Source organism: Rugamonas aquatica, from assembly GCF_009380215.1.
GTDB classification, from domain to species: Bacteria; Pseudomonadota; Gammaproteobacteria; order Burkholderiales; family Burkholderiaceae_D; genus Rugamonas; species Rugamonas aquatica_B.
This window is the reverse complement of the sequence record NZ_WHUG01000022.1, coordinates 26,637-52,182: the sequence shown is the minus strand read 5'-3', so window position 1 is coordinate 52,182 and position 25,546 is coordinate 26,637. Positions and strand designations below refer to the sequence as shown.

Here is a 25,546-nt window from a genome sequence, read left to right as displayed (position 1 = left end):
GGCGCAGGCGTCCACCGCGCTCAATCGCGCACCACGCCGGATGGGCCGATGCGCTCGGCGTTGGGCACGTCGGACATGCGGATGCGGATCAGGTGGCGGCGCTCATCCTCGTAGGTGGTGCGGCCGTGCAGCATGCGGTGGTTGTCGGCCCACAGCAGGGTGTCGGTGGCCAGCTGCTGCTTGAAGCGCGGCGCGCTGTGCTCGGCCACCTCGTTCATCAACGCCAGCGCGTCCACCAGCGCGGGCGAACTCAGGTCGGCCCGCACGGCCAGGCCTTTCTGGATGGCGTCGTAACGCCAGCGCAGCGTGAAGCGGTCGCCGTCGCGGCGCGGCGCATCGAACACGCGCGCCACGTGATGCTCGATGGCGGTGTCGCCGGCCGCGTACACGGCCGGCACGCGGAACGGCACCGGCGTGCTGCGCAGCAGCTCGTAGGCGTCGCGGCCGGCCGCTGTTTGCTGCAGCGTCTGGTAAATGTCTTCGCCGTCGATCAGCAGCGAGTGGCCGCCCTGGCAGTCGGCCGCCTGCACCACGTACAGGATGAACTGCTCTTCCGGCATCGGATAGAACGAGGAATCGGTGTGCATGTCGGCGCTGCCGACGCGCTCGGAAAAGGTGGTGAAGCGGGCGTCGCTGTGCGCGCCCGGCCGCGCCTTGACGTCCCAGGCCACGCGGCCGGTACGCTGGTCGGTGGAGGTGGGGTAGCCCAGCATTAGCGTGATCGCGTACAGCGCGGCGTTGCGGCGGTCTTCGCTCAAGCCGTGCAATCCGAGGCCGGTCAGGGCGACGCCGTTGCTGCCCGTTGCGCGCAGCTGCCGCGTCAGCCGGCGCAGCGCGCCGACTTCGCCCAGCTCGGCACGCAGCGTCACTTCCTCCGGGTGGGCGTAAAAACCGTTTTCATTAAAGTCATTAAATCGGCGGCTGATAATTTTATATATGTTATTTAAATCATCTCCCCATGATATATCAGAAACGCAAATAGTGACATTCTCACTTTTATTTAGTGACGTAGACATAATAGTTCCTTTTGTTTAAGACGAAATGGGGCGTGGAGTGCGCACATTCTAATGCCGCAAAACGTATTGAACTGTTGTATTTAATGTGATTTGGAAACTAAAATTTCATCTGGTGTTATTGTGAAAATGCTTTAGAAACAAGGTGTTGTGAATATCCTACAGGAAATAAATGCCATTCCATGCGTGGGCGTACGATGCGCTATTATTCGATGCTGACCCGAGCCGTATTGTCGAAGTTACTATCAAATTAAACGTCGAAGGACTAGCATTATGAAATGGTTTAATTCCCTGCGCCTGGCGCAAAAACTGGGCTTGGCATTCTCGTCTGTATTAGCCATGACCGTGCTCGTGGGGGTGTTTTCAATTTGGGAACTTTCCCAGGTTAATAATACGGCCAAGCGTTTTTCGGCGCGCTGGATGCCCAGCATCCGGGTGATCGAGGACATCAAATCGCAGATCGCGCGCATCCGCACGCGGGAGCTGCAATACATCATTTCGTCCAGCGCGGCGGACATGGACAAGTACGACCAGGTGATCGCCAAGGACCTGGAAGACTTGAAGAAAATGCAGGATGACTACACGGCGCTGGCCGTCTCCGACGAGGAGCGCGCCAAGTACGCCAATTTCGTCGAGCTGTGGGGCCGCTACATGCAGGAAGACGCCAAGATCCGCGCCGCCGCCCGCGCCAAGGACGACGACCAGGCCAGGGCGCTGATCCGCGGCGAGTCGAACAAGCTGATCGTGGCCCTGCGCGGCCAGGTCGACCAGCTGGTCGATTTCTACACCGACGGCGGCAAGCAGGAGGCGGTCGAGGGCGACCGCCGTTATACCTCGTCGCGGCTGTGGATACTGGTGCTGATGGCCGGCAGCGTGGCGTTCGGCGCCGTCGGCGCGCTGTTGATTACGCGCTGGCTGACGCGCAGCCTGGGCGGCGAGCCGGACTACGCCACCGGCATCGTCAGCCAGATCGCCGCCGGCGACCTCGGCGTCACCGTCGAGACGCGGGCCGGCGACAGCAGCAGCCTGCTGTTCGGCATGCGCACCATGCGCGACAACCTGGAGAAGATCGTCGGCGAAGTGCGCGGCGCGACCGGCGTCATCGCCAGCGCCTCGGGCCAGATCGCCGCCGGCAACCTGGACCTGTCCTCGCGCACCGAGCAGCAGGCCAGTTCGCTGGAAGAGACCGCCGCGTCGATGGAGGAACTGACCTCGACCGTGCGCCACAACGCCGACAACTCGGCCCAGGCCAAGCAGCTGGCCACCGACGCCGCCAGTGTGGCGCAAAAGGGCAGCGCGGTGGTGGCGCAGGTGGTCGATACCATGGGCGCGATCAACACGTCATCGCGCAAGATCGCCGACATCATCGCCGTCATGGACGGCATCGCTTTCCAGACCAATATCCTGGCGCTGAACGCGGCCGTCGAGGCGGCCCGCGCGGGCGAGCAGGGACGGGGCTTCGCGGTGGTGGCGACCGAGGTGCGCAACCTGGCGCAGCGCTCGGCCGCGTCGGCCAAGGAGATCAAGGAGTTGATCGGCGAATCGGTCGGCCAGGTGGAAATCGGCAGCAAGCTGGTGGCCGAGGCCGGCGCGACCATGAACGAAGTGCTGGAAAGCGTGCAGAGCATGGCCGGCGTGATGGCGGAAATCAGCCACGCCAGCCGCGAGCAGAGTTCCGGCATCGAGCAGGTCAACCAGGCTATTTCGCAGATGGATACCGTGACCCAGCAGAATGCCGAACTGGTGCAGCAGGCGGCGTCCGCCGCGCAGGGTTTGCAGGAGCAGGCGGCCACGCTGTCGCAGCTGGTCAGCGTGTTCCAGTTGAAGGATGGCAGCCGCGCAAACGCGCCGGCGCTGCGCGCGCCGCGTGGTCAGCCGTGGCCGGCGTTGAGCGGCGCGGCGCGGTAGCGCCGTCCGCCGGCGATGGCGTGGCCTGCATCCCACAGTTTGCACTGCGGCATGGGAATGCGAGCCGGATAGTACAAAAACAGCAGTTCTGTCCGTGACCTCGGCACGGCGACCCAACACACTCCAGACAGTTTCAGGGAATTCATCAAACTGTCACACAACGGAGTGTTCATGTCGCAAATTCGCCCTATCGTTCGTGCCGTCGCGCTGTTGTGCGCCGGCGCCGCACCCTTGTACGCCGCTGCCGAGAGCAGCGCTGACACTAACGCCGGCGCGCCGCCGCGCGTGGAGATCACCGGCTCGCGCATCAAGCGCGTCGATGCCGAAACCGCGTCGGCCGTGCAGCTTATCACGGCCGAGCAGATCGCCCGCTCGGGCGCGGCCACCGTCACCGACGTGCTGCGCGATCTGCCGTCCGGCAATGCCGGCGGCTACACCAGCGAGGGCACGCCCGGCCAGGCTTTCGGCTCGTCCGGCATATCGCTGCGCGGCCTCGGCGCGGGCGCGACGCTGACCCTGATTAACGGCCGCCGCGTGGCGCCGTTCGGTTTCGGCTCGGCCTCGTTTGTCGACACCAACGCCATCCCGGTCGACGCCATCGACCGCATCGAAGTGCTGCTGGACGGCGCCTCGGCCATCTACGGCGCCGACGCCATCGGCGGCGTGATCAACATCATCCTGCGCAAGAACTACGAGGGCCTGGGCGTGACGGCCTCGGCCGGCACCTCGGCCTACCACGACGGCAACACCGGCGCCATCGGCCTCACCTACGGCAAGGGCACGCTGGCGCAGGACGGCTACAACTGGCTGCTGAGCCTGTCCCACCGCGACAGCAGCCCGGTGCTGGTCAACGCCCGCCCGCGCACCAGGGACTCCGACTTCCGCCGCTTCGGCCTGACCGACCGCCGTTCCTCCTTCTCCAGCAACGCCTACACCGCGTCCGGCACCACCGGCGGCAGCTTCCTCGGCATCATCGGCGATTGCCCGCCGCTGGTGGATGCGGGCTCGCCGCTGAACGGCCGCTGCGTCAACGACAACACCACCGCCGTCACGCTGCAATCGAAGAGCCAGCGCGACAACGTCTACAGCGCGCTGACCTACGACCTGGGACAGGGCTGGGAAATGTTCGGCGACGCCGCGCTCAGCCGCAGCCGCCAGGCGTCCGGCATGTACAGCTACGCCACCAATTCCTACGGCGCCTACACGAACGACCTGGTCGACAAGTTCGGCTTGTACGGCAACGCGCCCGGCACCACCATCAGCTACCTGCTGCTGCCGGCCGACCATCCGCAAAACCAGTGGGGCAAGACGGTCGGCGTGCGCTATGTGTTCAACGATATTCCCACCACCATCAACAGCGAGAGCCGCAACATGCGCGCCACGCTGGGCGCGCGCGGCACGCTGGGCAAGTGGGATGTGGAAGGCGCGGCCATGTTCTCGCGCTCGCTGACCGACACCAGCTATCGCGGCTACATTCAGGACAAGGTGCTGATTAACGACGTGCTCGATGCGAACGGCCTGGTGCGCAACAGCTTCCTGCTGCATCAGCCGGCCAAAAATGATGCCGGGCTGATGGGCCGCCTGTATCCGCAGCTGGACAACCACGCCGACACCAGCACCAGCAGCATCGACCTGCACGGCAACCGCGAGCTGTACACGCTGCCGGGCGGCGCGTTGTCGATCGCGGTCGGCGCCGAGTACCGCCGCGAGAAGTTCGACGCCACGCCGGATCCGCTGTTCACCGATGGCTCCATCCAGCTGATCGGCATGACCGGTTCCAGCGGCTCGCGCAGCGTCACCGCAGCGTATGGCGAGCTGTCGGCGCCGGTGCTCAAGTCCGTCGAGTTGAGCCTGGCCGCGCGCTCCGACCGCTACAGCGATTTCGGCTCGGCCTTCACGCCCAAGGCCGGCATCAAATGGCGTCCGCTGCCGCAGCTGGCCTTGCGCAGCACGTATGCAGAAGGCTTCCGCGCGCCGTCGCTGCCGGAGCTGCACGCCGGGAACACCAACGGCTACAGCAAGGTGCTCGATCCCAAGCGCTGCCCGGTGTTCAGCTCCACCAACGACGATTGCGAACGCTATGTGGCCTTCACCACCGGCGCCAATCCCGACATCCAGGCGGAAAAATCCAAGAGCGTGACGATAGGTTTCGTCGCCGAGCCGGTGCCGGGCTGGTCGCTGTCGGTGGATGCGTACCACATCAAGCGCCGCGATGAGCTGTCCACCATCAGCGCCAGCTATCTGCTGGACAACGAGGCCAAGTATGCCGACCGCATCGTGCGCAATCCGGTCAGCGGCAAGCTCGACCACCTGAGCCTGATTACCGCCAACCTGTCGTCCACGCAGACGCGCGGCGTCGATGTCGATGCGCGCGGCAGCTTCAGCGTCGGCGACTGGGGCCGCTTCTCGCTGAGCGCCAGCTACAACCGCATGAACAGCTACCTGAGCAGCGGCAATCCGGGCGAGGATCCGGTCGACTACGTCGGCTACTACCTGCAGCCGAAGAACCGCGGCCGCGCCGGCGTGGCCTGGGATCGCGGCCCGTGGGACGCCAGCCTCAACTGGAACTACGTGGGCGGCTATTCGATCAAGAGCACGCCTGACGCGGTTTGCTCCTTCGAAGCGGCGACGCCGCAGTACTGCGATGTCCACTCGTGGCTGACGGCCAGTGCCTTTGTCCGCTACAAGGGCTGGCGCAATCTGGAACTGTCGCTGTCGGTGCAGAACCTGGCCAACAAGGAAGCGCCGATGGACGCCAGCCAGCTGGCCTATCTGCAAGGCTACGGCACGTCTTACCACAGCCAGCTGGGCCGCTTCGTGCAGCTGACCGCCAGCTACAAATTCAAGTAATCAACCCAGGCGCCGGCCTTGCGCCGGCGCCGTTTCATGAGTCTCCACATGTCCTGTCACAGAATTTTATGCGCGCTGAGTGCGCTGCTGCTGTCCGCCTGCAGCACCCTCGCGCCTGTCGATCACAACAACGATGCCTTACGCATCGAATGCCACTGGGATCTGCAATACCCAAGCGTGGCGCCGGCCGACGCCACGCTGGCCCAATTGCGCGAGACGGCCACGCGCCGCCTGGCCGCGCTGAACCTGAACGCGCAGTGGGAGCTGAACAGCGAAGGCGCGACCGCCGAAGCGTTTACCGACAGCGAGCCCGACCGCCAGCGCCTGCATCGTTTGCTGAGCGTGGTGCTGCCTGGCATGGAGCGCTATCCGTCCGCCTTCTTCGCCAACGTCCGCCTGCACAACATCGTGCTGGTGAAGGAGCTGGCGGTGGCCGGCCAGCGCCGGCTGGCGATGCCGATGGCCGAGGTGGACAGCGTGGCCTACGCCGACAACAGCGCCAGGCTGTGCCCGGCCGGCATGGAGATGCGCGTGCATCACGAGTTCTACCACTTCATCGACTACCGCGAGCACAACGACTACTACCACGCCGATCCCGCATGGCTGGCGATGAATCCGGCCGGGCTCACGTACGGCAAGGGTGGCGCCAGCTTCTACGGCAAGAACCTGCAGGATGTCGGCCATGCCAAGCCCGGCGTGGTCAGCCTGTATTCGAGCTACGGCCAGGAAGAAGACAAGGCCGAAACCTTCGGCTGGATGATGACGCCCGACTACGCCGCGCGTCTGGACCTGTACGTGATGCAGGACGCCCATCTGGCGGCCAAGCTGCGCCACATGCGCGAACAGTTCCGCAAATACAGCCAGCCGGTGGACGCGAGAAATAGTTCAGCGACGGGCTTGTAAAAGTTTCAAGCAGCCACAGTTTAGGTCGGTCCATTCTTAAAAAGTGATTAAGAGATGAATCGTTACCCGCTGTGGAAGTACATCGTGATTGTGGTCACGTTGTTGTTGGGCGCGCTTTACACCGCGCCCAATTATTTTGGACAATCGCCGGCGCTGCAGATCAGCAGCGGCAAGACCAGCGTGCGCATCGGTGCGGAGCTGGTCGACAAGGTGGAGAGCGCGCTCAAGCAGGCGCAGGTGCCGACCTCCGGCGTGGCCTATGACAGCGCCCATGCCTCGGTGCGCGCGCGCTTCGCCGATCCCGATACACAATTCCGCGCCAAGTCGGTGCTGGAAAAAAGCCTGAATGCCGATACCTCCGATCCGAACTATCTGGTATCGCTGAACCTGCTGTCCGATACGCCGCAATGGATGCAGAGCCTGCACGCGCTGCCGATGTACCTGGGCCTGGACTTGCGCGGCGGCGTGCACTTCCTGATGCAGGTCGATACCAAAGCCGTGCTGGACAAGAAGCTGCAAGGCGTGCAAGCGTCGCTGCGCAGCGCCTTGCGCGACAAGTCCGTGCTGTATAGCGGCATGGTGCGCGTCGGCGACACGATAGAAGTCAGCTTCCGCGACGAGGCCATGCGCAACAAGGGCCGGGACGTGATCGCAGGGCAGGGCACAGAGCTGCTGCTGGCCGATGCGGCCGATGGCGCGCAGCTGAAGACCATCGTCACGCTGAAGCCGGAGGCGTTGAAGCAGACCATCAGCGACGGCGTCACGCAGAATATCTCGACGCTGTCCAAGCGCGTGAATGAGCTGGGCGTGGCCGAGCCCATCATCCAGCAGCAGGGTGCGGACCGCATCGTCGTGCAGCTGCCCGGCGAGCAGGACGTGGCGCGTGCCCGCGCCGTCATCGGCCGCACGGCGACGCTGGAGGTGCATATGGTCGACGAGACCGTTACACGCGGAACCGAGATGGGCGCGGCGATTCCACTGGGCTCGCAGCTGTACACCGTGGGCAGGGATGCGCCGGCCGTGCTGTACAAGGAAGTCGTGCTGACCGGTGACTACATCACCAGCGCCACCGCCGGCCAGGACGAGAACAACCAGCCGGCCGTGTTCATCGACCTGAACTCGGTGGGCGGCCGCAAGATGTCGGCCGCCACCAGCGACCGCGTCGGCAAGCACATGGCCATCGTGCTGATCGAGAAAACCGGCAAGCCGGAAGTGATCTCGGTGGCTACGCTGACCAGCGAGCTCAATGCCCACTTCCGCACCACCGGCGTCGGCACCGCGCAGAACGCGGCCGACCTGGCGCTGATGCTGCGCTCCGGCGCGCTGTCGGCGCCGATGGAAATCGTCGAGGAACGCACCATCGGCCCGCAACTGGGCGCGGAGAATATCGCCAAGGGTTTCTCATCGACCGTGTACGGCTTTGCCGCGATTGCCGTGTTCATGATCGGCTACTACATGTTGTTCGGCTTCTTCAGCGTGCTGGCGCTGGCCTGCAATCTGTTGTTGCTGCTGGCGCTGCTGTCGCGGATGCAGGCGACGCTGACCTTGCCGGGCATCGCCGCGATTGCGCTGGCGCTGGGCATGGCGATCGATGCCAACGTGCTGATTAACGAGCGCATACGCGAGGAGCTGCGCGGCGGCGCCACGCCGCAGCAGGCCATCGCCATCGGCTTCGACCGTGCGTGGGCCACCATCCTCGATTCCAACATCACCACCTTGATCGTCGGCGTGGCGCTGTGGGTGTTCGGTTCGGGGGCGATACGCGGCTTCGCTGTGGTGCACTGCCTGGGTATTCTGACGTCGATGTTCTCGGCGGTGTTCGTTTCGCGCGGCGTGGTTAATCTTTGGTATGGCCGGCGCAAGAAACTGGCGTCGCTGTCTATCGGCACCGTATGGCGTGGCAAGTAGATTGTGGTGGATAATGCGATCACTCACACATCACGGGAGGCTTATATGAAACATGCATTGCTTGGCTGTGCGTTGCTGGTGGCGTTCGCCGCCCATGCAGACGAAGCCGCCATGTGCTCGGCATCGGCCGGCACTTATCGCACCGGTGTGGTCGTCAAGGGACCGAAGTTTGCGCACGGCCAGTTCCGCAAAGGCGTGGAACTGTCGCACACGCATCTGAAGATGAAGGCCGACCAGGATGGCAAGGAATACGATGTCGCTATCGACAATGTATTCGCCAGCGGCTTCGAGCCGAACCAGCGCACCGTGCCGACGTCGTTGAGCGGCATCCGCGTCAACGACAAGGTGGAGGTCTGCGGCCAGTTGTACACGCACGGCGGGGTAGGCATTCATTGGGTGCACACCAACTGCGGCAAGAAGCCGAATCCGTCCAAGCCGGACGGCTGGCTGAAGGTGATCGCGGCCGATGGCGCGCCGGGGCAGAATATCGAGAGCAACACACAGTACTGCTCGCTATTCAACTGATTGTTGTCGTGCTTGCTATACTGTTGCCTGTGGAATAGAAATCTTCAGGGGAATAGTTTGCAGGTATTGAACAAACGATGGAAGCGATGGGGTGCGGGCTTGGCCGGCGCCGTGGGCGTGTATGCGCTGGCGGGTGCCTGGGTGTTGCCGCAGCTGATAAAAAGCCAGCTTCCAAAGTTTGTCGAGACCGAGCTGGAGCGCAAGGCTAGCATCGGCGAAGTCAGTTTCAATCCCTTCACCTTGCGCTTGGCGGTGCAGCAGTTCCAGCTGACCGAGGCGAATGGTGCGCCGCTGTTTGGCGTCGGCGCGCTGGAGGTGGAGATGCAGTGGCGCTCGCTGCTGCGTCGCGCCTGGAGCTTTGCCGATATCCGCATCGTGGCGCCATCGGTGCAGCTGGCGATTGCGGCGGATGGCAAGTTCAATATCGCGGAGTTCGTGGCGACGCTGAACAAGCGCAAGCATGATGACAGCGATAGCGGCATGCCGCGCCTGGTCATTGAGCATTTCGCGCTGGAGCAGGGCAAGGTCGATATGCATGACCGTCATGCCGGCTACAACGATACCTATGCGCCGATCGCGTTCACGCTGAACAACCTGAGCACGCTGCCCGACGAAAATGGCGACTACACGCTGAGCGCCGATGCGGGGCTGGGCGGCAAGTTGCGCTGGAAGGGTACGTCGGCGCTCAATCCTATCGCGGGCAGCGGCTTGCTGACGCTGGAGAATGTGGCCTTGCCGGGCATGGCGGCTTATCTAAAGTCGTTTGCGCGGGTGGCCGTGGTGGATGGCCGCTTGTCGGCCAAGCTGCCTTACAAATTCGCTTACAAGGATGGGCAGCTGGATGCTGGCCTGTCAGGAGCTGGCCTGGCGCTGAACGATCTCGCGGTCAAGCGTGATGGTGCGGCGGAGGCCTTCGTCAAGCTGAAGCTGTTCGATGTCAGCGATGTCGGCGTGGACTTGCTCAAGCGGACGGTGAACGTGGGCGGCCTGCATGTCAGCGGCGGTGCACTGGCGGTGCGTCGCGATGCCAAGGGTGAGCTTGACCTGGCTGGCTTGATGGTGCCTGCTGCGCCGGCCGCAGCGTCGGCTCCGGCCCCGGCGCCTGTCGCTGCACCTGCCGCGAAACCGGCTCCGGCCGGCAACTGGAAAGTCCACCTCAAACAACTCGCGTTCGACGAAATCGCTGTGGCTGCGGTCGACGAAACCGTCAGCCCCGCGCTGAAGTTCAATGCGGACAAACTGAAACTGCGCCTGCAACTGCAAGCCGAACCCGCTGCCGATGGCCTCAAGCTCAACATCGCCGACGCCGCCTTCTCGCTGGACAATCTGGTCCTGAGCAGCGGCGCGTTGACGCCGTTGAAGCTGGTGCAACTGGGCTTCGATGGCGGCGAGATCGATCTGGCTGCGCATAGCGCCAAGCTGGGCCGCCTGTACGCGGACGGCGGCCAGCTGGACCTGTCTCGCGACAAACAAGGCAAATTCCTGTTCCTGAGTACCTTCCCGAAATCGGGCAGTGGCAGCGCCGCGCAACCGGCCGCGAAAGACGCGCCAGCCGCCGCGCCGTGGACGGCCAACGTCAAGACAGTGGAGTTCAACAAATTCGGCGCCCGCTACGACGACGCCAGCACCGGCATCAAAGTCAACCTGCAAGACTTCAACCTCAAGCTGGCCGACGCCAACACCGACCTGAAGAAACCGCTGGCTTTCGACGGCAGCGTCGGCATGCGTGAAGGTGGACAGCTGGTCGCCAAGGGCAAGGTAGTGCCTGCCACTGGCGCCGTCGAGACCGACCTCAAGTTGACCAAGCTGGCGATCGCGCCGGTGCAGCCTTTGCTGTCCAAGCACGTCAAGCTGAAGATCGCCGACGGCAGCATTTCCGGCCAGGGACATTTGCATACCGGCGCCGGCGGCAAAGCCGATCCATCGCTGCGCTACGACGGTTCACTGGAAGTGGCCGAGCTGACGCTGAACGAAGAAGACAACGGCCGCTTCGCCCACTGGAAAACGGTGCGTGCCGACAAGCTGGCCTTCAGCCTGTCCCCGGATCTGCTGGACGTGGCCGAACTGCGCGTGGTCCAGCCGGACGCGGCCCTCATCATTGAAAACGACCGCAGCTTCAACGCCCAGCGCCTGCTGGTGCAGCAGCCTGCCGATGCTGCACCCGCAGCCAAACCAGCCGCAGCGCCAGCAACGGCGACCGAACCGTTCCCCGTGCGCGTGCGCCGCGTGCGTGTCGAGAATGCCAAGCTGGCCTTCACCGACCTCAGTCTGCGTCCGCAGTTCAGCGCCAAAATTTACGAGCTGGGCGGCGTGATTACAGGCCTGTCGTCGCGTCGCGACGCCAGCAGCCAGATCGAACTGGATGGCCGCGTCGACGACTTCGGCCTGGCGCGCATACGCGGCAAGCTCAACCCCTTCGTCCCGGCCGACAACACCGACGTCAACGTCGTGTTCAAGAACGTCGATATGGTCTCGGCCTCGCCGTACAGCATGAAGTTCGCCGGCTACAAGATCGCCGAAGGCAAGATCTCGCTGGACCTGGAGTACAAGGTGCGCCAGGGCCAGCTGGAAGGCAACAACCACATCGTGCTCGACAAGCTGACCCTTGGCGAACGCATCGACAGCCCGGACGCGCTCAAGCTGCCGCTGGAACTGGCGCTGGCAATCCTGAAGGACAGCGACGGCCGCATCGACCTCGGCGTCCCGGTCTCCGGCAATATGAACGATCCGCAGTTCAGCTACGGCAGCGTGGTGTGGAAGGCCATCGGCAACATCATGACCAAGATCGTCACCTCGCCATTCCGCGCCTTGGGCAGTCTGTTCGGCGTCAGCGGCGACAAGCTGGAGTCCATCGACTTCGATCCGGGCAGCGATGTCGTGCTGCCGCCGGAGCGCGAGAAATTGAAACAGGTGGCGCAGATCCTGGCGAAGAAGGCGCAGCTGAAACTGTCGGTGCCCGGCCAGTACAGCGTCGAGTCCGACGGCGCGGCCCTGCGCGCGCAAGCGCTGCGCCGCGTGGTGCTGGCGCGTGCCGACATCAAGCTGGCCGCCGGCGAGCAACCGGGACCGCTCGACATCGGCCAGCGCAAGGTACGCGGCGCCATGCGCGACCTGTATGCAGAACGCTTCGGCGCGGCCGAGCTGGACAAGCAGAAGAAGGCCGCCGAGTCCGCCGCTCCAGCCGCCGCCGACGCCAACGCCGCCGCGCAAAAGAAGCTGCCTATGCTGCAGCGTCTGGGCAAGATGGTGCAGGGCGAGCCGCAGGTTGCGGACGCCAGCGACTTCTACGCCAAGCTGCAGGAACGCCTTGAGAAAAACCAGCCGTTGCCGGCGGACGCCTTGCCGCAACTGGGCGCCAAGCGAGCCGCCGCCATTCTCGCCGCCTTGAAAGATGACGGCGTAGACCCTGCGTCCGCGCGTGTCGCCGCAGCGGAAACTGTGGACGCCAGCGCCGGCAAGCCGATTGCGTTGAAGCTCGGTCTGTCGGCCAAATAAGATGACGGACGATAAAAAACACGGCAGCGCACTGCTGGCCGGGCTGGCGCTGCTGACCAGCCAGCTGTCGATCAACGTCGGCGCGGCCGTGGCCAAACACCTGTTCCCGCTGATCGGCGTGGAAGGCGTGACGGCTTACCGCGTCGGCATTTCGGCGGTGCTGATGATGCTGGTGTTCCGCCCATGGCGCACGCCGCTGACCTGGAAGCAGGGCTGCAACGTGGCGATCTACGGCAGCGTGATCGGCTTGATGAACCTGCTGATCTACCGCTCCTTCAGCCTGATCCCGCTGGGCATCGCGGTGGCGATCGAAGTGGCCGGGCCGTTGACGGTGGCGGTGCTGTCGTCGCGCCGCCCGCGCGATTTCGCCGCCGTCTGCCTGGCCGTGGTGGGCTTGTATTTCCTGTTGCCGATCCACGGCGAAGTCGGCCAGCTCGACCCGGTCGGCGTCATGTACGCGGCCGGCGCGGCGGTGTGCTGGGCTTTGTACATCGTGTTCGGCAAGCGCGTGTCGGCGATGCATGGCGGGCAGTCGGTGGCGTGGGGCATGCTGGCGGCGTCGATGTTCATCGTGCCGATCGGCGCGTGGTACGCGGGCGCGACCTTGCTGACGCCGACCTATCTGCTGATCGGCCTGGTGATTGCGGTGATGTCCAGCGCCTTGCCGTACACGCTGGAGATGGTGTCGATGCGCACGCTGTCGTCGCGTACCTTCAGCATGTTCAGCAGCGGCGCCCCGGCGCTCAGCGCGCTGGCCGGCATGGTGGTGCTGGGCGAACACCTGACGCTGACGCAATGGCTGGCGATCAGCAGCATCGTGCTGGCCTCGGCGCTGACGTCGCTGCGCTGAGGCGTGTTGCGTTTCTGACTAGTTCGTGGCAGCATAGCCGCTCATCGATGGAGACCACTATGCAAACCGCCCCAGCACAACAACCTATCGCCGCCGCAGCGGTCTCGCTGATCGCCTGGATTTTCTGCGTCGCCGCCTTCCTGCCGCCGCTGAACAAATACACGCTGAACTCGGTGCCGCTGATGATCATGGCCGGTGTCGGCATCGCGGTCAGCCTGATCGTGCACCTGATCTTCATCGGCATGTCGGCGCAGCGCCTCGGCCGTTCGCCTGCGCTGTGGGTGGTCGTTTGCCTGTGCCTGTTCCCGATCGCGTCCATCGTCGGCCTGATCCTGTTCGAGTGGTTCAGCGAACAGGAGAAACAAGCCGGCGCTTAAAAAGGCTATTGCAAAAAGCCGAAACCTTGGGCTAGTATGGATGCCGATGCAACATTGCATCGACGTCGCTCGGACGGTTCCGGGCGCTTACGTGAGACATCCATGACTGACACCCAAACTCCGCGCAGCTTTTCGCGCATTGATCGCCTGCCTCCCTACGTTTTCAATGTCACCGCCGAGCTCAAGCTGGCGGCCCGCCGTCGCGGCGAAGACATCATCGATATGTCGATGGGCAATCCTGACGGCGCCACGCCATCCCACATCGTCGAAAAGCTGGTCGATACCGTGCAGCGTCCCGACACGCATGGCTACTCGGCATCCAAAGGCATCCCGCGTCTGCGGCGGGCGATCACCAAGTGGTACAAGAACCGCTACGAAGTCGAGTTCGATCCCGACTCGGAAGCCATCGTCACCATCGGTTCCAAGGAAGGCCTGGCGCACCTGATGCTGGCCACGCTGGACCAGGGCGACACGGTGCTGGTGCCCAATCCCAGCTATCCGATCCACATCTGGGGCGCGGTGATCGCCGGCGCCAATATCCGTTCGGTGCGCATGACGCCCGGCGTCGATTTCTTCGACGAGCTGGAGCGCGCGGTGCGCGAGAGCTATCCGAAACCGAAGATGATGATACTGGGCTTCCCGTCCAATCCGACCGCGCAGTGCGTGGAGCTGGAATTCTTCGAACGCGTGGTGGCGCTGGCCAAGCAGCACAACATCCTGGTGGTGCACGACCTGGCCTACGCCGACATCACCTTCGACGGCTGGAAAGCGCCGTCCATCATGCAGGTGCCGGGCGCGCGCGAGGTGGCGGTGGAATTCTTCACCATGTCGAAGAGCTACAACATGGCGGGCTGGCGCATCGGCTTCATGGTCGGCAACAAGGAGCTGGTGGCGGCGCTGGCGCGCATCAAGAGCTACCACGACTACGGCAGCTTCACGCCGGTGCAGGTGGCGGCGATCGCCGCGCTGGAAGGCGACCAGAGCTGCGTGAGCGAGATCTGCGCCATGTACCAGAGCCGCCGCGACGTGCTGCACAAAGGCTTGTGCGAAGCGGGCTGGCCGGTGGACAAGCCCAAGGCTTCGATGTACATCTGGGCGCGCATCCCCGAGCCGTATCGTCATCTCGGTTCGCTGGAGTTTTCCAAGCTGCTGCTGTCCGAGGCCAAGGTGTGCGTGTCGCCCGGCATCGGCTTCGGCGACTACGGCGATGAGTACGTGCGCTTCGCGCTGATCGAGAACGAAGCCCGCATCCGCCAGGGACTCCGCGGCATCAAGGCCATGTTGCGCAAAGCCGAATAAATCTGCGTGGACTTTACGCCGCATCAAGCGCCTTGCTTGATGCGGCGGCTACTGTGTTCCTGATATCCCTCAGGAGCGTCCATCATGTCTTCCTCGCCCGTCAGCGACAGCACGCGTCGGTTGCTCGACGCCGTCAGGAAACTCGAACTCACCTTGCAATCCGCCGGCCTGCCACGCGTGCTGGCGCGGCTGCCCGTGTGCTGGCTGTGCTGGCATTACTGCCGCACGCTGGACCAGAAGATCGTCCGCATCAAACGCATCTCCGGCAAGTTCGACCAGTGGCTGCCGGCGATCCGTTCGTACGCGAAGGAGGGGCCGGCGCAGACTGAGCTGATCGACGTTGACTTCAGCATGCGCGGCGATATCGAGGCCACCAAGAACACCATGTGGGAATTGCGCAGCTACTGCATCGATGTCGGCCGCATGTTCGAGCAGCTGGGCTACCAGTCGGCTGGCCTGCGCCGGCGGCAGGCGCAGTTCCTGCAGATCCTGGAAACCTCCTGCGTCTCGGCCAGCACCATGCAGGCGGCGCTTGCCGAACATGACAACGCGGTGCTGGACTTGCTGCGCATGCGCCAGATGGAACAGCGCGCGGCCGACGGTGGAACCCCCGCCGCTTAAAACCCTTCCAGCACCAGCTTGCCTTTGGCGCGGTTGCTTTCGATGAGGGCGTGCGCGCGCTTCAGGTTGGCCGCGTTGATCTTGCCGTAGCGTTCGGCCAGCGTGGTCTTGATGACGCCGGTGTCCACCAGCGTCGCCACATCGTTCAGCAGCTGATGCTGCTTCTGCATGTCCGCCGTCTCGAACATCGAGCGGGTGAACATGAACTCCCAATGCAGCGACACGCTCTTGCGCTTGAGCAGGCGCACGTCGATGGCGGCCGGGTCGTCGATCAGCGCCACCTTGCCTTGCGGCGCGACCAGTTCGGCGATGGCGTTCCAGTGCTGGTCGGTCTGGTTCAGGCTGGCGACGTGGCTGACCGGCGGCAGGCCGAGACGGGTGATCTCTTCGTTCAGCGGCTTGCTGTGGTCGATGACGTGGTGCGCGCCCAGTTGCTTGACCCAGGCTGCCGTGTCGTCACGCGAGGCGGTGCCGATCACGGTCAGCCCGGTCAACTGGCGCGCCAGCTGCACGAGGATGGAGCCGACGCCGCCAGCCGCGCCGATCACCAGCAGCGACTGTCCATGCGTGGCGGCCTTGTCGCGGCTCACACCCAGGCGTTCGAACAGCAGTTCCCACGCGGTGATGGCGGTCAGCGGCAGCGCGGCGGCCTGGGCGAAATCCAGCTTGGCCGGCTTGTGGCCGACGATGCGCTCGTCCACCAGGTGCAGCTCGCTGTTGGTGCCCGGGCGCATCAGCGCGCCGGCGTACCAGACTTCATCGCCCGGCTTGAACAGCGTGACATCCGGGCCGACGGCCTTGACGATGCCGGCCGCATCCCAGCCGATGACTTTGCTGTCGCCTTCGGCTGGTGCCATGTTGGCGCGGATTTTCACGTCCACCGGATTGACCGAGATGGCCCTGACCTCGACCAGCAGGTCGCGGCCGGTCGCTTGCGGCGCCGGCAGCTCGATATCGATCAGCGCGTCGTCGTGGGTGATGGGGAGGGACTTGCGGTAGGCAACGGCTTTCATGGAATGTTCCGGATAAGTGGCGATGGGCGTATCATCATTTATTTCGTACGGCTGAAAAAGAGGCTGGATAACGAAACACTTTCAAAGGAATGAAGATAGTGCTGCGATTGGATGATTTGACGGTCTTTGTCCGCACCGCCGACCGGGGCAGCCTGTCGGCCGCCGCCCGCGAGCTGGAGATTTCGCCGGCGCTGGCCAGCGCCGCCGTCAAGCGGCTGGAGGGCGAGCTGGGCTTGCGGCTGTTCGCCCGCACCACGCGCTCGCTGCGGCTGACTGAAGTGGGCGAGCACTACCTGGGTAACGCCCGCGAAGCGCTGCGGCTGCTGAAGGAGGGGCATGACGCGCTGATCCAGGGACAGGCCACGCTGGGCGGCACGCTGAAGATTTCGATGCCGTCGGACCTGGGCCGCAATATGATGGTCGGCTGGCTGGACCAGTTCCAGACGCTGTATCCCAAGGTCGGCTTCCAGCTCGGCATCAGCGACCGCGTGTCGGATATGTACCGGCAACCGGTCGACATCGCCATACGCTACGGGCGGCAGGAAGATTCCAGCCTGGTCGCCTTGCCGCTGGCGCCGGACAATCGCCGCGTGCTGGTGGCGTCGCCCGACTACATCCGCCAGCACGGCAAGTTGAAAGCGCTGGACGAACTGCTGCGCCACAACTGCCTGCGCTTCATGGTGGAGGAGGTGATTCACGACCGCTGGAGTTTCTACCGCGACGCCGCCGCCGAGCCGGCGGCGCTGCACGTCAACGGCAACCGCAGCGCCGACGACGCCGACGTGGTGCGGCGCTGGGCGGTGGCGGGACTGGGCATCGCCTACAAATCTCGGCTGGACGTGTCCGACGATATCCGCAGCGGGCGCCTGCGTATCCTGTTGCCTGACATACTGGGCGAACCGGCGCCGTTGAATATGCTGTGCATGCACCGGGCGCAGATCACGCCGACAGTACTGCAACTGCGCGACTTCCTGCGCGCACAATGCGAGCAGGCCCACGCTTAGAGATTGATTAAAACGCCAGGCCGCCGTTTGCGGTCGGGGCAAATGCGCTTACCATAGCCACAATATTTTCCAGGAGATACTCCGATGACCGAAACCCAGCGCGACATCCTCAGTGCCGGCTTTTCCCTGACCTTGATCGCGCTGGCGGCGTTCGTCATGCATCGCTTTTTCCTGCCGCTGATCTGGGCCGGCATCCTGTGCGTGGCGACGTGGCCGCTGTACCAGCGCATACGGGCGCGCTTCGGCCGTCACGATGTACTGGCCGCCGCCGTGCTGACGCTGATCTGCGCCGCCGTCTTCATCGTGCCGGTATCGCTGGGCGTGGCGCAGGCCGCCAGGCAGGCGCCGGAACTGGCCAACTACATCGTCACCGCCAACACCGACGGCATCCCCGTGCCGGCCTTTGTCCAGCATCTGCCGATGGTTGGCGAGTGGATCAGCGACTGGTGGCAAGCCACGCTGAGCCAGCCGCACGGCTTGTCGCACCTGCTGTCCGAACGCGAAATCAACGGCCTGCACTCGGCCAGCGACATGATCAAGGTGGCAGGCGTGGGCTTTATGCACCGGCTGGTCGATTTCGGCCTGGCCTTCCTGTGCCTGTTCTTCTTCTACAAGGACGGCGAGGCGCTGAACCGGCAGATAGCCGCCATCGGCAGCCACTGCCTCAGCGAACAGCGCTGGGCGCGCTACGCGGAAAAAATCCCCACGGCGATACGCGCCACCGTCAACGGCCTGGTGCTGGTCGGTCTGGCGGAGGGCGTGTTGATCGGCATCGGTTACGCGTTCGCAGGCCTGCCGTCCCCCGCTCTGTGGGCGGCGGTGACGGGCATCCTGGCGATCATTCCATTCGGTGCGCCGCTGGCGTTTGTCAGCGCGGCGGCGGTGCTGGTGTTCAACGGCGCTGTACCGGCCGCCATCGCAGTGGCGGTGTGGGGTACGATCGTGCTGTTCGTGGCGGACCACTTCGTACGGCCCGGCATGATCGGCAACGCCACGCGCTTGCCGTTCCTGGCCGTACTGTTCGGCATCCTGGGCGGGGTCGAGACCCTGGGCCTGGTCGGACTGTTTATTGGTCCGGTCGTGATGGTGTTGTTTGTGACGCTGTGGTACGAGGCGAATCTGTTTGATGACGGTTCGCCAGTTGCCAAACCCAGGTGAGGAGCGCGAGCGAGGCCGCGGCGTCGGCCGGCCTGTCTTGCGACTGGATCGGGCAACTGGCACCGGCAACCATTAGTGCGCCTTCGACAGGATCAACAACCAGCGGCGGAACATCAGCACTTCCAGATGGCCTGCCTGGACGCCGGTGTCGCATTCCATGATGGGGTTGACCGCGTAGTAGCGCTTGCGGAAGTCACGGCAGACCAGCAACTCACGTTTGCCCATGCGAACCAGGAAAGAGGTAGGCATATATTCCAGACCGAAGCGGGAACCAAAGCTGCTGTGCAGTGTAGTCATGACGTTTCCTTTTGGAGGAGTAGTGTTTATCGAGGAGTTCAGAATAGCATAAGTACTGTATGAATAAACAGGTACTGTGTAAATAAACAGTAAATTCGCTATTTCGTGGTTTTTACGCTAACTTGATCGGCCATCGGCCTTGGAGCACCAAATTTTCAACAAATTCGTCCGTTTCATCGAAGCAAGACTCTCCCCCAGCGGCGAATTCGGCCTGCACCTGACCGTCGGACTGGCGCTGCTGCTGGTCTCGGGCGCGATCTTCGGCGACCTGGCCGAGGATGTGATGGGCAAGGAAGAAATCACGGTGCTGGACCTGCAGGTGGCGCACTGGTTCCATGCCCACGCCTTCGAACCGCTGACCAGCTTCATGCTGGGCGTGTCGCTAGTCCATACGGGCTATGGCATGGCGGTGCTGGTGGCGGCGCTGGGCTGGTACTTCTGGCGCGTAAAGGCGCGCTACTGGCTGCTGGCGCTGCTGGTGGCGGTGCCTACCGGGGCGCTGTTGAACGTGGCGCTGAAATACTACTTCCAGCGCGCCCGGCCGGCATTCGACGAACCGCTGGTGACGCTGATGACCTACAGCTTCCCCAGCGGCCATACCTCGGCCGCGACGGTGTTCTACGGACTGCTGGCGAGCTATCTTGTGATCGCCCGGCCTCACTGGCATGTGCGTTTGGGTACAGCCGCCGGCTGCAGCTTGATGGTATTGTTGGTGGCATTGAGCCGCGTCTATCTCGGCGCCCACTACCTGAGCGACGTGCTGGCGGCGATGGCCGAGAGCGTGGCGTGGCTGGCGGTCTGCATCACGGCGATCTCGACGCTGCGCAGGCGCCGCGAAGGCAGAACGGTATAAACTATTTTCAGGAGAACGCGCTGGACAGCATCATCGTTATCGTCAACGCCGGGGCCGGGCTGGGTTATTGCGGCGGCTGGGTCGCCGCGCTGGAAGAGAAGTTCCGCAGCCACGGCGTCGAGGCCGACATCACGCTGGCCAAGAGCGGCGCCGAGATGATCGCGCGCGCCGAGCAGGCGCTGGCCGCTGGCGCGCCCGTCGTGGTGGCGGGCGGCGGCGACGGCACCATCAACGCGGTGGCCTCGGTGCTGATCGGCAGCGACACGCGGCTGGGCGTGCTGCCGCTGGGCACGCTGAATCATTTCGCCAAGGATTTGAAGATACCGCTGGACCTGGACCAGGCCGTCGCCAATGTGGTGCAGGGCAGGGTGTGCCAGGTGGACGTGGGCGAGGTGAACGGCCGCATCTTCCTCAACAACTCCGGCCTGGGCATTTATCCCGACATCGTGCGCGACCGCGAACAGCAGCAGCGCCACCTGGGGCGCGGCAAGTGGCCGGCGTTCGGGCGCGCGCTGTTCGCGGCCTTGCGGCGCTTTCCGTTCATGAGCGTGCGGCTCAAGATCAACGGTGAAGACCATCTGCGGCGCACGCCCTTCGTCTTCATCGGCAACAACGAATACCTGCAGGGCCTGACGCTGGGCGCGCGCGAGCGCATTGACAGCGGCAAGCTGTGCCTGTACGTGGCGCAGAAGCCGACCCGCCTCGGCCTGCTGCGCTACGGCTTGCATGCGCTGTTCGGCAAGCTGGGGCAGGCGCGCGATTTCGACGTGTTGTCGGCGCCGGAACTGGTGATCGAAACCCGCCATCATCATATGCGCGTCGCCACCGACGGCGAGGTCACGCTGATGAAGCCGCCGCTGTGCTACCGCTCGCGGGCGGCGGCCTTGAGCGTCATCGTTCCGGCCTAGGAGGGCCTTATGCGCACCATCGTTCATTTATCCGATCTGCATTTCGGCCGCGTCGACCAGAACTTGCTGCGGCCGTTGCAGGAACTGGTCGCCAGGCTGGCGCCGGATGTGGTGGTGGTGTCCGGCGACCTGACGCAGCGCGCCAGGACCGAGGAGTTCAAGGCGGCGCGGGCTTTTCTCGACACCTTGCCGGGGCCGCAGATCGTGGTGCCGGGCAATCACGACATCCCGCTGTACAACGTCGCCAGCCGTTTCCTGGCGCCGCTGCGCAAGTACACGCGCTACGTCACGCTGGACTTGACGCCGGAATATGTGGACGAGGAAATCGCCGTGCTGGGCATTAACACGGCGCGTTCGCTGACGTTCAAGGATGGCCGCATCAACCGCGAGCAGATCGAGCAGATCCGCCGCCGCATGGGCGCGGTCGATCCGCATCTGACGCGCATCATCGTCACCCATCATCCCTTCGATTTGCCGGAATCGTTCGACAAGGACGATCTGGTGGACCGCGCGCCGCTGGCGATGCGGGCGTTTGCCGAATGCGGTGTCGATCTGCTGCTGGCGGGGCATATGCATGTCAGCCACGCGCACAACACGGCCGAGCGCTACGAGATCAGCGGCTACGCGGCGCTGATGGTGCAGGCCGGCACAGCCACGTCCACGCGCGGGCGGGGCGAGTCGAATTCCTTCAACGTGATCCGGGTCGAGCATGACCAGGTGGAAGTCCAGCGCTACAGCTGGGTGGACGGCACGGGCAGCTTCGAGCTGGCCCACACCGAACGCTTCCAGCGCAGCGGCGACACGTGGTCGCTGACCGCCGCGGCGTGAAAACCATGGGGGTCAAGTCTGACATTTGGACATGAGCTCAACTGTAGCGGCTTGCTACAGTTGAGCTCATGTCCAAATGTCAGACTTGACCCCCGATTTTTAGAGCCAGTAGTTCATGAAGCGGGCGGCGAATTCGCGCAGGCGGTCGGCCCACGGGCGGTGGCGCCACGCTTCCGGCGTGATCCGCACCGAGTCGCGCAAGTCCTCCTGAAAGGCCTTCTCCATCTCGGTGCCGAACACCTCGCCCATCACCACCACGTTCAGCTCGCTGTTGTGCAGGAAGCTGCGGGTGTCGATATTGGTCGATCCCACGGTCGACCAGTTGCCGTCGATGACGGCGGTCTTGGCATGCAGCACCGCCAGCTTCAACTGGTGGATCTGCACGCCGCTGTCCAGCAGATCGTCGTAGAAGGCGTGGCCGGCGTAGAACACCAGCCCGCTGTCCGATACGCCCGGCAGCACGATTTTCACGTCCACGCCGCGCCGCGCGGCGGCCATCAGCGCGTCCACCGTCTGCCGGTCCGGCACGAAGTAGGCGGAGGTGATGTGGATGCTCTTCTTCGCCTCCTGGATCGCCAGGTTGTAGGCCTTGTAGATTTCGAACTTGCCGCCGGGCTCGCTGCCCAGCACGCGCACCACCTTGTCGCCGGCGATCACCGGCTTGGGGAAGTAGTCGGCGGCCGGCAGGTCGTCCTTGTCCTGCGTCGCCCACTGGCGCACGAACAGCCACTGGAACGCCTGCACCGCCGGCCCTTCGATCTTGATGTGGGTGTCGCGCCAGCCCACCTGCGACTTGTCGGTGGGGCGCGAGGCGGAGCGGAACAAGGAACTCTTGGCGTAGGTGGCGCTGATGTTGATGCCGCCGGTGAAGGCGATCGCGCCGTCGACGATCAGCACCTTGCGGTGGTCGCGGCTGTTGAGCTTCCAGCTTTCGCCGCTCAGCTTGGCCGGATTGACGGGGTTGAATTCCACCAGCCGGATGCCGGCCTTGCGCATGCGCTCGAAGAACGCCGCCGGCACGCCGATGGTGCCGACGCTGTCGTACAGGATGTTGACCGTCACGCCTTGCTGCTGCTTCTCGATCAGCGCATCGGCGAACTTCAGGCCCAGCTCGTCCTGGTCGAAGATATAGGTTTCCAGATTGATGCTGCTGCGCGCGCCGTTGATGGCCTTGAGCATCTCGGCCATGGTCTGCGGGCCGTCGAACAGCAACGTGCACTTGTTGCCGGCGATTAGGGGCACGCCGGTGGCCGCTTCCTCCAGCGCGGCCTGGGCCTGCAAGTCCAGCGATCCCTTCGGCCAGCGCTTGGCCAGCAGCGTGCGCGTGCGCGCCTCGCCGATGACGCCGTTGGCGCCCTGGACGCTGGGCGTGGCGGCGGGGTCGAGCTTGTCGCTCATCGCCGTCACGTTGGGCAGCGATGCACATGCGCCCAGCAAGCCCCAGCACATCAAGGCGGGAGGCAGCAAGTAACGCATGTGGACAGTTTTCATTTGTGCGCCTTTTCGGGAGACTTCGATTCATCGGCCAGCGCCTGGGGCGCCGCCTCTTCCGCGGCAGAGCCGAAGAAGAATGACACCGGCCCCTGACGGAACCTGCGCCCCAGCGCCTTGAGCAACTGCCAGCCGTGCTTGAAATGTACCTGGCGCGACCGCAGCGCCACCCACAGCGCCAGCCCGAAGCTGACCAGCAGGTTGACCGTGCCGATCAGCAGGAAGCCGGCCACCGAGGTCGCCACCAGTTGCCAAGTGACATTGTGATCGAGTCCGACCATCGCTGTCGCAAAGTTGGCGGACGAGAAAGTGACGTGGCGGATGTCCAGCGGCATGCCCAGCAGGAAGCCCAGCAGCGGCATCACGCCGAGCAGGATGCCGAAGAAGAAATTCCCCATCAGCCCGCCCAGATTGTTTTCCATGTACACGCCCAGCCGGTTCAGGCGTTCCTGCCCCAGCAGCCAGCGCAGGCCGCGCAGTTGCGCGATGCGCTGCGCCCAGCGCGTGTACAGCGCCTTGTTGTCGTAGTAGCCGGAAATCAGGCCGGCGACGAACAGGCAGACGCCGGCGATGGCGGCGTAAATCAGCGTCGGCGCGTGGAAGGGATCGATGTCGTGCAGCAGGTGCATGGCCTTGTCCGGCGACACCAAGTGGTGGCCGGTGACCAGCGGCCAGGCCATGGCGATCAGCCATGCGGTCGGGATGGCGGTGGCCAGGTTGCCCAGCACCGCCATGTTTTGCGTGCGTATCACCTTGTTGCACAGCTCGGCCATGCTGTCGATGTCGATGTTGCGCCCGTCCTTGCTGTGCAGGCCGGCGGCGATGCGCGAGGCCGTCATCGCCGGCTGCTTGGTGGCGACGGTGAAGTGCAGCAGGTGGATGAACATGAAGCCCAGCGAATAGTTCATGCTGAACAGGAAGGCTTCGACCAGCGGCGCGGCGCGCAGGTAGGACATCAATATCTTGAACAGCGCCATGAAGCCGATCACCAGGCCGGCGCCGGCCGAGGACACGAACATGCCGCCCAGTTCCTTGCGGTGGTCGGCCACGTAATGCTCGCCGGTGTGGCTGGCGTTCTCGGTGACGTTGCGCGCCAACAGGTCGATATTGTCGCGCATCAGGTCGCGCACCATGTACTTGTTGTTGTGCGCCTCGATCAGTTCCAGCGCCAGGCCGATGGCGGCCCCGCGGCGCGGGCTGGGCGGGCCTTCCTGCTGGTGCGGCGCGTGGCCGGCGTCCATCGGCTGGATCTCGGCCGGCGCGGCCTGCAACTCGCCGCTGACATCGACCAGGAACAGCAGCTTGCGCAGCCGGTCTATGCTTTGCGTTAGCGTCACCAGCAGATAGGTCAGGGCGATGCTGGTGCCCTGGCTCAGCGCCTTCTTGCGGATCTTGGCGACCACGGCGTCGCACTGGTCCAGCATCACCAGCAGGTGGCGCGCGTCTTCCGGCGCGGCCTGTTCGCCGCCCAGCATGCGCTGGTAGTGGTCGAGATAGGCGTTGACCTCGAAGTTCTGCACCATGAAGGGCGACTCGTAGGTTTCCATCTCGGTGTGGAAATTGGTCAGCGTCGGTTCCAGGCCGATGGCGCACACGCGGTAGGACAGCGTGCGTATCGCTTCCAGCAGACCGGGCAGCATCAGGTTGGGCGCGGCGGGCGCGTCGTTGACCACGTCGAGCAGGGCCAGCCAGTCGGCGGCCGGCACGGCGGCGATCCACAGGTAATCGGTGCGGCGGTAGACCACGCGGTCGAGCGCGTCGCTCAGGTAATCGTCGCCCAGCGCGGGCGGCAGGATGCGGTAGGCGATGCGCCGCTTGAGTTCGGTGAAGAAGCCGTCGTTCGACAGCACGCCGATCTCGGTGTACAGGCTGGCGTGGCGGCGGCTGGAGAGCAGCTTGCGGGCGTAGTGGTGCAGGGCCAGCGCGTGGGCGGGATTGCCGCGCAGGAGCTGGCACAGGGTACGCACATTGGCCGTGGCGCGGGCGCCGTCGGTGGCGCGCGCGGGACGCAGGGTATCGAACAGCTCGACCATCAGGCCGATGTCATTGCTGTCTGCGTCTATGCGTTCGAGGATATCTAGCATGCATAAGGCGGGCGGACCGCGTAGGACAAAAACGCAGTATAGACGTATAAGTCTGCCAAGTATGTACGCTGGCGTACATAGTCTATCCGCTGGGAAACTTATTGATGGCCGAAGCAAGACGCCGGGAGCGTGGTCGTCCGCACAGAAACGCGGCGGCGGCC

The 25,546-nt window shown here is 64.3% G+C and carries 20 protein-coding genes; 15 read left to right on the top strand and 5 right to left on the bottom strand.

Features of this window, described 5'->3' with window-relative positions; all coding sequences use genetic code 11:
* Positions 1–20 precede the first annotated feature (20 nt).
* Entirely contained in the window at positions 21–869 is an 849-nt protein-coding gene (locus GEV02_RS30940; RefSeq protein WP_174999420.1) for a TauD/TfdA family dioxygenase, read from the bottom strand.
* Between the two features lie 417 nt (positions 870–1,286).
* On the opposite strand from GEV02_RS30940, the gene GEV02_RS33745 reads away from it, so the two are divergent.
* The 10 genes from GEV02_RS33745 to GEV02_RS30890 all read left to right on the top strand — a co-directional run bounded on the left by GEV02_RS33745 (position 1,287) and on the right by GEV02_RS30890 (position 15,749).
* Positions 1,287–2,921, top strand: coding sequence for a methyl-accepting chemotaxis protein (locus tag GEV02_RS33745; protein ID WP_174999419.1), 1,635 nt, complete (start codon positions 1,287–1,289; stop codon positions 2,919–2,921).
* A gap of 171 nt (positions 2,922–3,092) precedes the next feature.
* Entirely contained in the window at positions 3,093–5,771 is a 2,679-nt protein-coding gene (locus GEV02_RS30930) for a TonB-dependent receptor plug domain-containing protein (RefSeq protein ID WP_152841645.1), read from the top strand.
* A gap of 48 nt (positions 5,772–5,819) precedes the next feature.
* Positions 5,820–6,674 (top strand): hypothetical protein, encoded by an 855-nt coding sequence (locus tag GEV02_RS30925; RefSeq protein WP_152841644.1) that lies wholly within the window; start codon positions 5,820–5,822, stop codon positions 6,672–6,674.
* Positions 6,675–6,728: 54 nt separating this feature from the next.
* Positions 6,729–8,582 (top strand): protein translocase subunit SecD, encoded by a 1,854-nt coding sequence (gene secD, locus GEV02_RS30920; RefSeq protein ID WP_152841643.1) that lies wholly within the window; start codon positions 6,729–6,731, stop codon positions 8,580–8,582.
* 45 nt (positions 8,583–8,627) lie between these two features.
* On the top strand, positions 8,628–9,107 hold the full coding sequence (locus GEV02_RS30915; protein ID WP_152841642.1) for a hypothetical protein: 480 nt from the start codon (positions 8,628–8,630) through the stop codon (positions 9,105–9,107).
* Between the two features lie 57 nt (positions 9,108–9,164).
* Positions 9,165–12,602, top strand: a complete 3,438-nt coding sequence (locus GEV02_RS30910; RefSeq protein ID WP_152841641.1) for a DUF748 domain-containing protein — start codon at positions 9,165–9,167, stop codon at positions 12,600–12,602.
* A gap of 1 nt (position 12,603) precedes the next feature.
* Positions 12,604–13,452, top strand: coding sequence for an EamA family transporter (locus GEV02_RS30905; protein ID WP_152841640.1), 849 nt, complete (start codon positions 12,604–12,606; stop codon positions 13,450–13,452).
* A gap of 59 nt (positions 13,453–13,511) precedes the next feature.
* Positions 13,512–13,829, top strand: coding sequence for a hypothetical protein (locus GEV02_RS30900; protein WP_152841639.1), 318 nt, complete (start codon positions 13,512–13,514; stop codon positions 13,827–13,829).
* 102 nt (positions 13,830–13,931) lie between these two features.
* Entirely contained in the window at positions 13,932–15,128 is a 1,197-nt protein-coding gene (alaC, locus tag GEV02_RS30895; protein WP_152841638.1) for an alanine transaminase, read from the top strand.
* A gap of 84 nt (positions 15,129–15,212) precedes the next feature.
* The gene (locus tag GEV02_RS30890; RefSeq protein WP_152841637.1) at positions 15,213–15,749 is read left to right on the top strand and encodes a hypothetical protein; all 537 of its coding nucleotides are present in this window, start codon (positions 15,213–15,215) and stop codon (positions 15,747–15,749) included.
* Here the strand turns inward: GEV02_RS30890 and GEV02_RS30885 are convergent.
* On the bottom strand, positions 15,746–16,762 hold the full coding sequence (locus GEV02_RS30885; protein WP_152841636.1) for a zinc-binding alcohol dehydrogenase family protein: 1,017 nt from the start codon (positions 16,760–16,762) through the stop codon (positions 15,746–15,748). The genes GEV02_RS30890 and GEV02_RS30885 overlap by 4 nt on opposite strands.
* A 98-nt stretch (positions 16,763–16,860) precedes the next feature.
* Between GEV02_RS30885 and GEV02_RS30880 the strand changes: the two genes are divergently transcribed.
* Together GEV02_RS30880 and GEV02_RS30875 are read left to right on the top strand one after the other, a co-directional pair.
* Positions 16,861–17,766, top strand: a complete 906-nt coding sequence (locus GEV02_RS30880) for a LysR family transcriptional regulator (protein ID WP_456320533.1) — start codon at positions 16,861–16,863, stop codon at positions 17,764–17,766.
* 84 nt (positions 17,767–17,850) lie between these two features.
* Positions 17,851–18,924, top strand: coding sequence for an AI-2E family transporter (locus GEV02_RS30875; protein ID WP_152841634.1), 1,074 nt, complete (start codon positions 17,851–17,853; stop codon positions 18,922–18,924).
* 72 nt (positions 18,925–18,996) lie between these two features.
* On the opposite strand, the gene GEV02_RS30870 is transcribed toward GEV02_RS30875, so the two are convergent.
* The gene (locus GEV02_RS30870) at positions 18,997–19,221 is read right to left on the bottom strand and encodes a hypothetical protein (protein ID WP_008446853.1); all 225 of its coding nucleotides are present in this window, start codon (positions 19,219–19,221) and stop codon (positions 18,997–18,999) included.
* Between the two features lie 139 nt (positions 19,222–19,360).
* Here GEV02_RS30870 and GEV02_RS30865 point away from each other — a divergent pair, with 139 nt between their 5' ends.
* From GEV02_RS30865 to GEV02_RS30855, 3 genes are read left to right on the top strand one after another with little or no spacing between them, the layout of a single operon-like run.
* Entirely contained in the window at positions 19,361–20,074 is a 714-nt protein-coding gene (locus GEV02_RS30865) for a phosphatase PAP2 family protein (RefSeq protein ID WP_152841633.1), read from the top strand.
* Positions 20,008–20,982 carry a diacylglycerol/lipid kinase family protein gene (locus GEV02_RS30860; RefSeq protein WP_328595958.1) on the top strand — a complete coding sequence of 325 codons (975 nt, stop codon included), beginning with the start codon at positions 20,008–20,010 and terminating at the stop codon, positions 20,980–20,982. The genes GEV02_RS30865 and GEV02_RS30860 overlap by 67 nt, the downstream gene beginning before the upstream one ends.
* A 9-nt stretch (positions 20,983–20,991) precedes the next feature.
* Positions 20,992–21,810, top strand: a complete 819-nt coding sequence (locus tag GEV02_RS30855) for a metallophosphoesterase family protein (RefSeq protein ID WP_152841632.1) — start codon at positions 20,992–20,994, stop codon at positions 21,808–21,810.
* A 99-nt stretch (positions 21,811–21,909) separates the two neighbouring features.
* Here the strand turns inward: GEV02_RS30855 and cls are convergent, their stop codons facing one another.
* Both cls and GEV02_RS30845 read right to left on the bottom strand, forming a co-directional pair.
* Entirely contained in the window at positions 21,910–23,301 is a 1,392-nt protein-coding gene (cls, locus tag GEV02_RS30850; protein ID WP_152841631.1) for a cardiolipin synthase, read from the bottom strand.
* Positions 23,298–25,385, bottom strand: a complete 2,088-nt coding sequence (locus GEV02_RS30845) for a site-specific recombinase (RefSeq protein ID WP_152841630.1) — start codon at positions 25,383–25,385, stop codon at positions 23,298–23,300. Before GEV02_RS30845 ends, cls begins: the two co-directional genes overlap by 4 nt.
* Positions 25,386–25,546 lie beyond the last annotated feature (161 nt).